The sequence below is a fragment of the Pseudomonas canadensis genome, assembly GCF_000503215.1.
GTDB lineage: Bacteria > Pseudomonadota > Gammaproteobacteria > Pseudomonadales > Pseudomonadaceae > Aquipseudomonas > Aquipseudomonas canadensis.
In genome coordinates this window covers 500,820-514,416 of the sequence record NZ_AYTD01000017.1, presented here as the reverse complement: position 1 = coordinate 514,416, position 13,597 = coordinate 500,820, and the positions used below count along the sequence as shown (strand labels likewise).

Sequence of the window (13,597 nt, the reverse complement as noted above, 5' to 3'; positions counted from 1 at the left end):
CTTGATAACTGAAGAAACCGAATCAAGTGTGGGAGGGGGCTTGCCCCCGATAGCGGTGTATCAGGTTAGAAATTTCTGGCTGACCCGACGCCATCGGGGGCAAGCCCCCTCCCACAGTTTTAATCACATTTCCACAGGTCAATCGCTGAAGTCGTAGTGCAATTCATTATCCCGGCTGCTGATACGCACACCCGCCAGCGCCTTGCCTTCGAGCATGCGCGTGAGGAACTCACGGCTCATGTCCGGCAGCAGGCTGTTGGTCAGAATGGTGTCGATCATGCGCCCGCCACTTTCGGTCTCGGTGCAGCGCGAGACGATCAGGTCGACCACCGCGTCGTCGTAATCGAAAGCCACCTTGTGGGTGGTCTCTACGCGCTTCTTGATGCGGTTGAGTTGCAGGCGGGTGATCGCCTTGAGCATCTCGTCGCTCAGCGGGTAGTAAGGGATGGTCACCAGGCGGCCGAGCAACGCGGGCGGGAAGATTTCCAGCAGCGGCTGGCGCAAAGCCTTGGCGATTTCTTCCGGCTCAGGGATGTTCGCCGGGTCTTTGCACACATGGGAGATCAGCTCGGTGCCGGCGTTAGTGGTCAGCAGGATCAGGGTGTTCTTGAAGTCGATCACCCGGCCTTCGCCATCTTCCATCACGCCCTTGTCGAACACCTGGAAGAAGATCTCATGCACGTCCGGGTGGGCTTTTTCCACCTCGTCCAGCAGCACCACACTGTAGGGTTTGCGTCGTACGGCTTCGGTCAGCACGCCGCCTTCGCCGTAGCCGATATAACCCGGTGGCGCGCCCTTGAGGGTCGACACCGTGTGGGCTTCCTGGAATTCGCTCATGTTGATGGTGATGACGTTTTGCTCACCGCCGTACATGGCTTCGGCCAGGGCCAGGGCAGTTTCGGTCTTGCCCACGCCGGAGGTGCCGGCCAGCATGAACACGCCAATCGGCTTGCTCGGGTTGTCGAGGCCGGCGCGGGAGGTCTGGATGCGCTTGGCGATCATCTGCAGGGCATGGTCCTGGCCGATGATGCGTTTTTTCAGGTGCTGGTCGAGGTTGAGCACCGTCTCCAATTCATTGCGCGCCATGCGGCCCACCGGGATGCCGGTCCAGTCGGCGACCACCGAGGCCACGGCCTGGTAATCCACGGTGGGCAGGATCAGCGGGGTTTCGCCTTGCAGGGCGGTGAGGCGCTGTTGCAGGTCGACCAGTTGGGCGCGCAGCTCATCGTTGCCACTGTCCACCACGCCCGCCTTTTCACGCAGCGTTGCACGGGTGGCTAGCAACTCGTCCACCAAGGTTTTCTCTTCAGCCCAGCGGCTTTCCAAGGTCGCCAGACGCTCACGCTCAGCGCTCAACAGCGCCTCGGTGTTGGTTTGGCGCGCACCAATCGCAATGCCGATGGCATGCTCACGGGCGATGATTTGCAACTCGGTTTCCAGCGCCTCGATGCGACGACGACTGTCGTCCACCTCCGCCGGCACCGCGTGCAGGCTGATGGCGACGCGAGCGCAGGCGGTGTCCAGCAGGCTCACGGACTTGTCCGGCAGCTGGCGCGCCGGGATGTAGCGGTGGGACAGTTTCACCGAGGCTTCCAGCGCTTCGTCGAGAATCTGCACCTGGTGATGCTTTTCCATGGTCGACGCCACGCCACGCATCATCAGCAGCGCTTTGTCTTCCGACGGCTCGGCGACTTGCACCACCTGGAAGCGACGGGTCAGGGCCGGGTCTTTCTCAATGTGCTTCTTGTACTCGGCCCAGGTGGTGGCGGCCACGGTACGCAAGGTGCCGCGGGCCAAGGCCGGCTTGAGCAGGTTGGCTGCGTCACCGGTGCCGGCGGCGCCGCCGGCACCCACCAGTGTGTGGGCTTCGTCGATAAACAGAATGATCGGCTTGGGCGAGGCCTGCACGTCTTCGATAACCTGACGCAGGCGCTGTTCGAACTCGCCTTTCATGCTCGCGCCAGCTTGCAGCAGGCCCACGTCGAGGCTGCGCAGTTCCACGTCTTTCAAGGCTGGCGGCACGTCGCCGGCGACGATACGCAGGGCGAAACCTTCGACCACGGCGGTCTTGCCCACCCCGGCTTCGCCAGTGAGGATTGGGTTGTTTTGGCGCCGACGCATGAGGATGTCGACCAGTTGGCGGATCTCTTCGTCACGGCCAACAATCGGGTCGAGCTTGCCGCTGCGGGCCTGTTCGGTCAGGTCGACCGTGAAGCGCTTGAGGGCTTCCTGCTTGCCCATCGCGCTCGGTGCCATGGCACCGCTGGCTTCACCGGGCACGGCACCGGCATTGAAACCATCACTGGCGCTCAGCGCGTTCTCCGGCGAATCACCGACGTACTCGTCGAAACGCTCGCTCAGGGCCTCGGCCTTGATCTTGTCGAACTCGGCAGACAAGCCCAACAGCGCATGGCGCAGGCTTGGCGTCTTCAGGATACCGAGCACCAGGTAGCCGGTACGCACCTGGCTTTCACCAAACATCAGGCTGCCGTAGACCCAACCGCGTTCCACGGCTTCTTCCACATGGGAGGAAAGGTCGGTGATCGACGTCGAGCCACGCGGCAAACGGTCCAGCGCTTCGGTCAGGTCCCGGGCCAGGCGCGCCGGCTCCACGTTGAACTGACGGATGATGCGGTGCAGGTCCGAGTCCTGCAATTGCAGCAACTGGTGGAACCAGTGGGCCAGTTCCACATACGGGTTGCCCCGCAGTTTGCAGAACACGGTGGCGGCTTCGATGGCCTTGTAGGCCACGCTGTTGAGTTTGCCGAACAGTGCGGCGCGACTGATTTCACCCATGCTCTGGATTCCTTGAGGTGGTGGCGTGATCGGCGTAATGCCGGGCCAGGATTAGGTCGTTGGCGTCATGCTCGGGCTTGCCGAGCCAGGTGTTGAAGCCCAGGCGGAACTGACCATTGAGTTGCAGCGCCGGCACTTCGGGTTGTTGCAAAACCAGGTTGAGGTCCCAGTCCAGTTCATGGCCCAGGTACTCGGCCACCCACGCCACCAACTCGTTGAACGGCTGGTGGCCAGGCAGCATGCCCATGTAGTCATCCAGCGTGAGCGGCCCCAGGCGGATGCGGAATTTGTGTTGGCGGTCCCACACGAAACTGCCCAGGCAAAAGTCCACGCCCAGGCGGTTGGCGCTCACGCTGACGCGGCTGCGCTCGGGCAGCTCCAGCCATTGGCCGACGTACTCTTCAATCTCCACCGGCAGGCCGAAGTACTCGCTGAGAATGGCTTTCAGGCCGTCTGGATAGCGGGTTTGCGCCGACAGGTGGCCGCTGTAATGCAGCTTCGCGGTGTCCGGGATGAGCCCCTGATTCAGCAGGCTTGGCATGCCCCGTCCACTCAGGGCGGCGAGGCGCGCGGACCAGTAATCATCGTCAGGACGGTCGTGGCTGACTGTCGGCCGCGCCTCGGCCCAGGCCCGGTAAAACAGGCTGAGCAGGCGATGGTGGAACACATCGAGGAACTGTTTGCTGGTGCTGTCGGCGTTGTTGCGCTGACGCTCGCGCACGTACTCGGTGATGTGCAGCGGCAGCGGGCCATTGGGGCCGCCAAGGCCGAAGAAGAATTGCTCCAGCCGCGCCGGCTTGCCGTCGCCACCGGGGTCGACCGACGCCAGCGTGGCCGGGGCGAAGGTGCAATCCGCCTGCTGACCCAGGCGCAACGGGTCATCCGCCAGGCGCAGGGAATGGCCCAGCCGCGGCAGGTCTGGCGATTCGCACTCGATACGGCGCAGTGCCTGGAAGAAATCGTATTCCCAGGGCTCCTGATGCATCGCATCCAGGGTACTCACAGGGTCGGACGACGTCCGGGCTTGGCTTTCCATCGCATGATCTCGCCGCGTTCGGTGGTACGGATCACCGTCTCGGTAAAACTGTTGATCGACACGTAGCGTGCCAGGAAGCGTTCCAGCACCGCACCGAGCAGGAACACGCCGGTGCCGCGAAACGCGTTTTCATCGAATTCCAAGGTGATTTCCAGGCCACGGCCAAACACGATCGGGCCGGGCATCGGCAAACGTCGGGTCACGGCTTTGCTGCTGACCTCGCGCAGGCCTTCGATCTGCAACTGCAGGGCGGCGTCGTTGCTGTCGCCGTACAGGCGCAGCAGTTCGCGCAAGGCCGCGGCGCCTTGGCCCTGTTCGCTCAGGGACAGGTAGTTGAGCGACAACTGGCTGATCAAGCGCCAGGCCTTGGCGTCATGGGCATGGCTGGCGCGTGGGCGGCTCGGGCCTGCCACACAACGCACGGACAGCACCGGGGCGCTGTCGGCCAGGGTGAAGTCGGTCTTGCCGTTGCCGATGCTCATGAACAGGGGCAAGTCGCGGTTAGTGCACAGCGCAGTCACGCCGAGTTGGCGCAAGTCATGGCCGTAGGGCGATTGGCGACTGTCCACCAGGCTGACAAAGGTCTCACTGCCCACATAGGTGGAGCGTGGGCCGTTGCGGCGCTGGTCGCTGGATAAGACGCGGGGCTCCCGGCGTACGGTGTAATACGCCTGGTCGCGGCCGTAGCGTGATGGATCACGCACGGCATAGAACGGCAAAAAAGGCTGCTCCGGCCCGGTACCGTGACCGGTGATGCCGCTCAACGAGTGAATCTCGAAGTCCATCGGCCGCGTGCGGTCGGCGATCACATGGTGTTCGTTGACCCGATCGGACAAGTGGATACGGTCTACGCGCTTCGGGAACAGGTTGATCGCCGGGGTGCAGAACGGCAGGAACTGCGCCGCGCCAACGCTGCCTTCCAGGCTCGGTTCGTGGCGATCGAACAGCACAATCAGTTCCAGCTCCTGGCCGTCGCAGCGTTTGACTGCGCGACTCAGCTCGGCGAACTCGACGAACAGGTAGCGGTGGGGCAGGGCGAAGTATTCCTGCAACAGGCGATAGCCCTGGAACGCGCGTGCGACCACCGGCATGGCGGCGTCGGCATCGTCAAAACCACGGGAGCGCAGTGCATCCTGCGGCAGGCGCTCGACCCAATCGCCACCCGGCTTGCGTGCAAACACCGCGCAGGCATTGCCCAGCAGTTGTTCGTAGAGGCGGAATGGTTGCTCGTCGGCACCGCTGAGGTAGAGCGGCAGGTTATCCAGGTCAAGGCTGTTGAACGGCAATTCGGCGCCGGTGCGCAGGGTCAGGCGCAGGCCGGCCTTGGCTTTAGGCTCACTGGCGGCCAGGCGACCCAACACGGCGGCAGGGTTGCCGAAGTATTCGGCATTGCTCACCTGCAACGGCCACAGCATCACCGGGTGCGCGGTGCGGTACTCGCAGCAGGTCTGGGTTTCGCGGCCCAGCGCAGCGCGCAATACGGTGTCGCGAGGCAGCGGGAAACCACTGGCCAGCGAACCTTCATCCGGGTCGGTCTGCAATTGCACCACGGTCATCGACGGCGTGGGTGCCAGGTAATGCGGGTAGGCGATTTCCAGCAGGTTGTGGGTGAAGGTCGGGTACTCGGCGTCGAGCTTGAGCTGCACGCGGGCCGTGAGGTAGGCAAAGCCTTCGAGCAAACGTTCGACGTACGGGTCGGCGCAGTCCATACCGGACAGGGTCAGCCGACTGGCGATCTTCGGATATTCCTTGGCGAACTCGGCGGCGCTTTCGCGCACGTGGTGCAGTTCCTGGTTGTACAGCTCCAGCAGGCGCGGGTTCATGGGCGCCTCCGCTGGTCAGCGTTGACCACGCGTACATGGCCGGATTCCAGGTCCAGGTCGGTTTGCAGCAGCAGGCGCAACGGCACGGGCTGTGCCCACAGGTCGCCTTCGATCTCGAAACTCAGCGCGTTATGGTTCATCTCGCCATGGCCGACGCGGGCTTTTACGCGCAGGGTGTGGCGCAGAATGCGTGGCTCAAAGGTAGCGATGGCCTGGTAGATCAACGCTTCCAAGGCCTTGATATCCACGCTTGAAACACTGTTGCCCGCCAGCGCCGGCAGGCCGTAGTTGACCACCGAAGTACCGGCCGGGGTGTGCAGCGTGGCATCGGCATCGAGCAACGACGTGGTGTTGAGCAGCCACGCCAGGTCGCGCAGCACCGAGGCTTTCAATTGGGTCAGGGACAGCACGCGTTTGTCGGCGCTTTCCTTGGGGTTGGTTGGATCGTCGTCAGTCAACCGGTCCAACAGGGACGGTTGCAGACGGTCGCGGGAAGCGATTTCAGTGACCACCAAAGCGGCTCCACGGACGGGTTGTGAGAGGGACAAGTGGGTTGTGGCCGTGGCGCGAAGCCACGGCCTCAAGGGCTATCAGCGCTTGGTGTTGGAACGGATGTTCCAGCCAAACTTGATCGCGCCGCCATCTTTGGTGCCGTCGGCTTTCTGTGGCTGGTAATCGACCATCACTTGGGCGAAGTTCAGGGTGACGTTCTCGGTCAGGCGGTCATCGGTGCCCGAACCGCCGGTGCTCAGGGAAGTGACCAGCACTTCTTCCAGGTTGATCACCATGTACTCGACCTGGCTTTCGCCACCGGCCTTGCGCACGGTCAGCTTGACCTTGTCGATGTGCTTGCCGCTGGCACAGTGCATCATCAGGTTCGGCGAGGCCTTGTCGACGTATTTGGTTAGCGACAGGTCCTGGATATTCACCTTGCCCGCGCCGCCGCCGCCACCTACGTGCATGTTGCCGGACTGGGCCATGCCCCAGCTCCAGTTCAGCACGTCGATTTCGTCCTTGTGGGCCTTGTCCATGGACTCGCCCTTGATGTCGCCGATCTTGATGAAAATATCAACAGCCATGTTTTCTCCCTGTGTGGACTCAGCCACGATATTTGTTTAAGCCCAATGGGCAATGCTGTTCTGTGGGAGCTGGCTTGCCCGCGATTGCTTCGCCGCGGTCTGACTGGCAGACCGCGTCGCGTGCATCGTGGGCAAGCCCGGCTCCCACAGAAGAGCCGGCTCATTCGTGGTTATGCGCTTTTCGCCGAAGGCAGCTTCGATACCAGGCGCAGCGACACGGTCAGCCCTTCGAGCTGGTAGTGCGGGCGCAGGTAGAACTTGGAGTTGTAGTAACCCGGGTTGCCTTCCACTTCTTCCACGATCACTTCGGCGGCAGCCAATGGGTGCTGGGCCTTGGTGGTTTCGGTGGAGTGCGCAGGGTCACCGTCCACGTAGTTGAGGATCCAGTCCTGCAACCAGCGCTGCATTTCGTCCTTCTCTTTGAAGGAACCGATCTTGTCGCGCACGATGCACTTCAAGTAGTGGGCGAAACGGCAGGTGGCGAACAGGTACGGCAGGCGTGCGGCCAGGTTGGCGTTGGCGGTGGCGTCCGGGTCATCGTATTCGGCCGGTTTCTGCAACGACTGGGCGCCAATGAACGCGGCGAAGTCGGTGTTTTTCTTGTGCAGCAGCGGCATGAAACCGTTCTTCGCCAGTTCCGCTTCACGGCGGTCGCTGATGGCGATTTCGGTCGGGCATTTCATGTCCACGCCACCGTCATCGGTAGGGAACGTGTGCGCCGGCAGGTTTTCCACTTCTCCGCCGGACTCGATGCCACGGATGCGCGAGCACCAGCCGTAGTGCTTGAACGAACGGTTGATGTTCACCGCCATCGCGTACGCGGCGTTGGCCCAGGTGTATTTGGAGCTGTCGGCACCGTCGGTGTTTTCTTCGAAGGCAAAGGCTTCCACCGGGTCGGTCTTGGCGCCGTACGGCAGGCGTGCCAGGAAACGCGGCATGGTCAGGCCGATGTAGCGCGAGTCTTCCGATTCACGCAGCGAGCGCCAGCCGGCGTATTCCGGCGTGGTGAAGATCTTGGTCAGGTCGCGCGGGTTCGACAGCTCTTGCCACGAGCCCATGCCCATCACGGTCGGCGACGCCGCAGCGATGAACGGAGAGTGCATCGCTGCGCAGACTTTCGACAGCTCGCCCAGCAGTTCCACGTCCGGTGGCGACTGGTCGAAGTAGTAGTCGCCCACCAGGCAGCCGTAAGGCTCGCCGCCAAACTGGCCGTATTCTTCTTCGTACATCTTCTTGAAGATCGGGCTCTGGTCCCACGCGGTGCCCTTGAATTTCTTCAGGGTCTTGTGCAGGTCCGGCTTGGAGATGTTGAGCACACGGATCTTCAGCTGCTCATCGCTCTCGGTGTTGTTGACCAAGTAGTGCAGGCCACGCCAGGCGCTTTCCAGCTGCTGGAAATCCTGGTGATGGATGATCTGGTTGACCTGGGCGGTCAGCTTGGCGTCGATGGCAGCGATGATTGATTCGATCGACTTGATCGCGTCATTGGACACCAGATCGGTTTGCGCCAGAGCCTGTTCGGCCAAGGTGCGCACGGCGGTTTCCACGGCTTCGCGGGCACGCTCGGTCTTGGGCTTGAATTCCTGCAGCAGCAGGTTGGCGAACTCGCTGGCTTCTTCGGTCTGGGTACCCAGGATCTGGCTGCCTTCGCGGGCGGTATTGTCGGTCATGATTACTGATCCCCTGCAGGCTTCGGCGCGCTGGCAAGTGCCTGGAGCAATGCCGGGTCCTTGATCGCCTTCATGATGATTTCTTCAGCGCCGGTCTTGCCGTCCATGTAGGTCAGCAGGTTGGCCAGTTGGGTGCGGGCTTCGAGCAGTTGGTTCAGCGAGTCGACCTTGCGGGCCACGGCGGCCGGGCTGAAGTCGTCCATGCTTTCGAAGGTGATGTCCAGGCTCAGGTTGCCTTCGCCGGTCAGTTCGTTGGGCACGTGGAACGCCACGCGCGGCTGCATGGCCTTGAGGCGTGAGTCGAAATTGTCGACGTCCACTTCAAGGAACTTGCGGTCTGCCACCGGCGCCAGAGGCTCGGCGGGCTTGCCAGCGAGGTCGGCCATCACGCCCATTACGAAGGGCAGCTGGACCTTTTTCTCGGCGCCGTAAAGCTCGACGTCGTACTCGATCTGCACTCGAGGCGCGCGGTTGCGCGCGATGAATTTCTGAGAACTTTGCTTCGCCACGTTGCTGCTCCTGGTCGCTTGAGCGACGGTGTTGTTACTGCACAGTCGGGCGGTTTATTCGCCGTCCGGGCCGCGCAGGTTTTCAAATTGGGACATGCCGTCGGGAATCAGATTGCGCACGATGGCCGCGAAGTCGGCGTGCACCAGATGCTTCGCCCGGTTCAACAGCACCGGCAGCGGGCTCGAAGGCTCGTACCGGGTGTAATACGCAAGGATCTTGTCGAGGCTGCGCAGCACATCGTCGCGGCTGGCGATGTCGCCAACTGGGCGCGGTGCTGCGGGCGCAGCGGCGAAGTCGGCCGAGGGGGCATTGTCGTCACTGACGGCCTCGGGTTCGCTGCTGCTGTCGGTGCCGGGCACCGCTTGATTAAGGATCTGCAACGCCTGCTTGAGGGGTTGCTTCAAGGCACTGAGGTCCACGCCCTGGGCGGAACCGACCTGATCGTTGACCTGCCGTTCGATGGCTTCGCACGCCGCACGCGCCGCAATCAGCGCGTTACGGGTGGCTTGCAGGTGCTCGGGGTCGCTGTCGAGGAACGCGGCGTTGAGCTGCTGGGCGCCGAGTTGCTCGTCGGGGAAGCTCAACAGGCCACTGGCGTTGAGCGCCGCGCGCAGGCTCACGGGCCCGAAAGTGCGCGAGCGTGTCAGGATGCTTTCGCGCAGCAAGCGAATATTGGTGTCGCAGGTCAGGCCAGTGAGGGCGTTGATGCGTACGGTGGGGTCGTTGTCATCGTCGGCATCCAGGCGCGGGTGCAGGTCGGCCCAGTAATCGCGCAGCAACGCGTCGATCAGCGTCAGTGCTTCTGCAAGGCCCGCCACACCCTGGAGGGCGAGGGCGCTTTGCAGCAGGAAATGGGTGATGCGCAGGTCTTTGCTGCGCCCGAGCAAGTCGAGGCTTTGCTGCTGGATGCTGCGCCATTCCGGCGGTTCAGCGGGCAGGATGGAGTCGCCCATGCTGCGCTCGGGTTGGCCCTTGGCATCACGCTCCAATTGCAGAAATTGCGCGTCATATTCCATGTCTTCGCCACAGGGCGAAGTCGCGGAAACGGCGGTGAGCAGCAACGGCACATCCACTGAATTTGATCTCCCTATCAGCCCGTTAGACGGCGGGCAATTCATGCATTAGTTGCGCGAGGAACTTTGCATGTTTTCTTGGTCATATAAGCAAGATGCCACTAATGTGCCATCACTGGTATTCAAGAAGTTGTGCATTTTTGGTGTAGTACTTAGGGCTTGTCAAGGTAAGCTATTCGCCCTCTGTGACAGATGTGCGGTGCTTAACAACCTGCGCGACTGGTGGGTCGAACGACGCACCGGGACAGGATTTTTGTCATAGAGCCCAGTTAAGATCAGCGATCATGCTGGCATTGGCAGGTTTTAGACGGTCGATCGCTCGACCTGATGGCGATATCCCGGGAGGCGCTGTCCTGGGAGTCGACCGCGCGCGAAGTATCAGCAAGGAGGCAAGATGTCGCTGTGTTTGACTATCACTAGTTATCACAAGATTACCCCTGGGCAGTGCTCCGAAAAGTCCATGAATCAGGGCTCGATGGCTATTGGCCGCAGTTCCGATAATGACTGGGTACTGCCTGATCCAGAGCGCTTGGTCTCCTCGCAACATTGCGTTATTCAATACAAAGAGGGTCGTTATTATTTAACCGATAACAGCACTAATGGTGTGGAGTTGGTTAAAGCCGGTATCCGTATGCGTCGGGGTAACAGCGAACCGTTGCAAGACGGTGAGTTGATCCGCATCGGTGATTACGAGATCCAGGCGCGCATCGACTTCAACGTGCAGGCCGTCGACAGCCAGCCGTTTGCCGGCGATTCGCCGAACAGCTTTGAAGCCCTGATGGGTGCCGTGGCAAACAAGCCCGCGCCTGTGCCCGTGATCGCACCGCAGTTCCAGGGTGCGTCTTCGATGGACACGCTGCCGGACCTGTTCGACTTCCTCAGCCCCACCGCCGTGCCGCCGCCGACCGTGCCGGACCATGTGCCGTCCGAGCAGCATGACTTCCGTCCGCCGACGCCCGTTGCGCTCGAGAAACCCGTGGTTTCGGGCTCGGTGATTCCCGAAGATTGGGACCTGTTTGGCGATGCACCTGCGCCCGTTGCGCCACCGCCCGCACCGGTCATTCAGCCGCCACCTGCGGTCGAGCCTGTGGCAAACACTCAGCAACCCGACCTCCTGCAAGCCTTTCTGCGCGGCGCTGGCCTCGATCAACTGCGCCTGGACAAAGCCCAGGCCGAGGCCCAGATGGAAAACATCGGCCGCAGCTACCGACTGATGGTCGAAGGCCTGATCGACGTGTTGCGTGCCCGCGCCAGCCTCAAGGGCGAGTTCCGCATGCAGCAGACCATGATCCAGCCCGCTGAAAACAATCCGTTGAAATTCGCCCCGAATGCTGACGAAGCGTTACTGCTTTTGCTTCGCCACGGCAATCAGGCGTTTATGGCACCGGACCTCGCCGTACGCGACAGTTTCAACGACCTGCGTGCCCACCAACTGGCGGTGATGGCCGGCGTGGAAGCGGCGATCAAACACCTGCTCACGCGCTTTGAACCGGCGCAATTGGAAGAGCGCATGGGCAAGCCCGGCGGGCTCTCAAGTATTTTCAACGGCTCACGCCAGGCTCAGTACTGGCAGCAATTCACCGAGCTCTACAGCAATATTTCCCGCGAGGCCCAGGAAGATTTCCAGGACCTGTTCGGCCGCGAATTCAGCCGGGCCTACGAAGAGCACAGCGCACGACAGCGTCGGTAAAACCGCGCCGCAACACATGGATCAACGGATAGCTAAATACGTCATTGAGGACGCAGGATGATTCCCAGGTTTTTACTCGCAGTCGCCACACTGCTTCTGCTGACGGCGTGTGCCAAAGACGCCGCCAAACCCGAAACAGCCGCCGAGGCCGAAGCGGAGACGGCCGCCGTCGAGTTGCACTTTCATGCGATCAACGGGCTCAACCCCGGCGCCAACGGCCAGGCTGCGCCGGTGCGGGTGCGCATCTTCGAACTGAAAAACGCCGCCACCTTTGCCCGCTCCGATTACTTCGCCCTGGCTGACCGGGCGCAATCGACCCTGGGCCTGGACCTGCTGGACCAGGACGAAGTGATGGTGCAGCCCGGCGAGCAACTGAGCATCCAGCGCGACCTCGACCCGTCCACGCGCCAGATCGGTTTGCTGGTGGGCTATCGCGAGTTGGACCGCGCGCAATGGCGCACGGTGATCAACGTGCCCGCGCGCCAATACACCGAATACCAGATCAGCCTCGATGTGCGTGCCGTGCGCGCCGACGTCGTGGTCACCCCATCCAGCCCTGCCCAATAAGAAGCAATCGGAGCCCCCATGTCCTGGAACAATCGCGTGGTCTGGTCGGAAGGCATGTTCATCGGAACGCAGCACTTCCAGCAGCATGACCGTTACCTGGAAAACCTGATCGACGCCCGCAGCCGCCCTTTGTCGGCCGGGGCCTGGGGTTTTTCCGAGCTGCTGATCGACCAGGGTCTGCTGGCCCAGGGCAAGCTGGCGATCGTCTCGGCGCGTGGCCTGTTGCCCGACGGCACGCCGTTCAACATTCCCCAGGACGATCTGGCGCCGAGCCCGCTGAACATCGACGACAACCTGCGCGATGGCCTGGTGTACCTGGCGCTGCCGCTCAAGCGTGCCGGTGCCCGCGATACCGTGGAGGAAGGCGAAGCCTTGGAGGCGGCGCGTTACGTGAGCCAGGTCCGCGAAGTGCGTGACGACAACGCACCCTTCGAAAACCGCGCACCGGTGGCCTTGGGCTCACGGGCTCTGCGCCTGCTGACCGCCCAGGATGGCATTAGCGATTACGCCGCCATCGGCCTGGTGCGCATCAAGGAAAAGCGCGCCGACCGTGCGCTGGTGCTCGACGACACCTACATCCCGCCGGTCCTGGACGTCGCCGCGAGCAAGCCGCTGACCGCATTCCGCAGCGAACTGCTCGGCTTGCTGCACCAACGCGGCGAAGCCCTGGCGGGGCGCGTGGTCGCTTCGGGCGCCGGTGGCGCGTCGGAGATTGCCGATTTCATGCTGCTGCAACTGGTCAACCGCGCCCAACCGCTGATCCAGCATTTGAGCCAGTTGAGCCCGCTGCACCCGGAGCGCTTTTTCAGCGAACTGGTCAGCCTGGCGGGAGAGTTCTCCACCTTCTCGACCTCAGGCCGCCGTCCCCAGGAATACCCGCAGTACCAGCACGACGACCTGGCGCTGAGCTTTGCTCCGGTGATGGCCGCCTTGCGTGAAGCGCTGTCGATGTTGATCGACAGCAAGGCCACGCCGATCCCGATTGTCGAGAAAGCCTACGGCGTCCACGTGGCGATGCTGGCCGACAAAACCCTGCTCGACAACGCCAGCTTCATCCTGGTGGTGCGTGCCGATGTCCCCGGCGAAACCCTGCGCGCGCGCTTCGGCCAGCAGAGCAAGGTTGGTTCGGTGGAGCACATCCGCGACCTGGTCAACCTGCAACTGCCGGGCATCACCCTGTTGCCTCTGCCCGTGGCGCCGCGCCAATTGCCGTACCACGCAGGTTCCACCTATTACGAGCTGGATCGCGGCAGCGAGGCCTGGCAACAGCTGGGCAATTCCGGCGGCTTTGCCTTCCATATCGCCGGGCAGTTCCCGGGCTTGAACCTGGCCTTTTGGGCGATCCGAGGATAA

General features: G+C 62.4%; 11 protein-coding genes. 3 read left to right on the top strand and 8 right to left on the bottom strand.

All coding sequences use genetic code 11. The annotated features are described in order from the left end of the window. Positions 1 to 138 precede the first annotated feature (138 nt). The 8 genes from tssH to tssA form a co-directional block, all read right to left on the bottom strand. Positions 139 to 2,796, bottom strand: a complete 2,658-nt coding sequence (tssH, locus tag U367_RS0121145; protein ID WP_028618499.1) for a type VI secretion system ATPase TssH — start codon at positions 2,794 to 2,796, stop codon at positions 139 to 141. Continuing rightward, the gene (tssG, locus tag U367_RS0121140; RefSeq protein WP_028618498.1) at positions 2,789 to 3,832 is read right to left on the bottom strand and encodes a type VI secretion system baseplate subunit TssG; all 1,044 of its coding nucleotides are present in this window, start codon (positions 3,830 to 3,832) and stop codon (positions 2,789 to 2,791) included. The genes tssH and tssG overlap by 8 nt, the downstream gene beginning before the upstream one ends. Beyond that, the gene (gene tssF / locus U367_RS0121135; protein WP_028618497.1) at positions 3,796 to 5,655 is read right to left on the bottom strand and encodes a type VI secretion system baseplate subunit TssF; all 1,860 of its coding nucleotides are present in this window, start codon (positions 5,653 to 5,655) and stop codon (positions 3,796 to 3,798) included. Before tssF ends, tssG begins: the two co-directional genes overlap by 37 nt. Next, positions 5,652 to 6,167, bottom strand: a complete 516-nt coding sequence (gene tssE, locus U367_RS0121130) for a type VI secretion system baseplate subunit TssE (RefSeq protein WP_005792513.1) — start codon at positions 6,165 to 6,167, stop codon at positions 5,652 to 5,654. The genes tssF and tssE overlap by 4 nt, the downstream gene beginning before the upstream one ends. A gap of 78 nt (positions 6,168 to 6,245) precedes the next feature. After that, entirely contained in the window at positions 6,246 to 6,734 is a 489-nt protein-coding gene (locus tag U367_RS0121125) for an Hcp family type VI secretion system effector (RefSeq protein WP_005792512.1), read from the bottom strand. A gap of 170 nt (positions 6,735 to 6,904) precedes the next feature. Next, positions 6,905 to 8,404: a type VI secretion system contractile sheath large subunit gene (tssC, locus tag U367_RS0121120; RefSeq protein WP_028618496.1), complete on the bottom strand. Its 1,500-nt coding sequence runs from the start codon at positions 8,402 to 8,404 to the stop codon at positions 6,905 to 6,907. A 2-nt stretch (positions 8,405 to 8,406) separates the two neighbouring features. After that, a complete protein-coding gene (gene tssB, locus U367_RS0121115; RefSeq protein ID WP_010207547.1) occupies positions 8,407 to 8,913 on the bottom strand; it encodes a type VI secretion system contractile sheath small subunit in 507 nt (168 codons plus the stop codon). Positions 8,914 to 8,967: 54 nt separating this feature from the next. Further along, the gene (gene tssA, locus U367_RS0121110; protein WP_028618495.1) at positions 8,968 to 9,987 is read right to left on the bottom strand and encodes a type VI secretion system protein TssA; all 1,020 of its coding nucleotides are present in this window, start codon (positions 9,985 to 9,987) and stop codon (positions 8,968 to 8,970) included. 394 nt (positions 9,988 to 10,381) lie between these two features. Between tssA and tagH the strand changes: the two genes are divergently transcribed. From tagH to tssK, 3 genes are read left to right on the top strand one after another with little or no spacing between them, the layout of a single operon-like run. Continuing rightward, positions 10,382 to 11,677, top strand: a complete 1,296-nt coding sequence (gene tagH / locus U367_RS0121105; RefSeq protein ID WP_028618494.1) for a type VI secretion system-associated FHA domain protein TagH — start codon at positions 10,382 to 10,384, stop codon at positions 11,675 to 11,677. Between the two features lie 57 nt (positions 11,678 to 11,734). Continuing rightward, positions 11,735 to 12,244, top strand: a complete 510-nt coding sequence (tssJ, locus tag U367_RS0121100) for a type VI secretion system lipoprotein TssJ (protein WP_028618493.1) — start codon at positions 11,735 to 11,737, stop codon at positions 12,242 to 12,244. A gap of 18 nt (positions 12,245 to 12,262) precedes the next feature. Then, a complete protein-coding gene (gene tssK, locus U367_RS0121095; RefSeq protein ID WP_028618492.1) occupies positions 12,263 to 13,597 on the top strand; it encodes a type VI secretion system baseplate subunit TssK in 1,335 nt (444 codons plus the stop codon).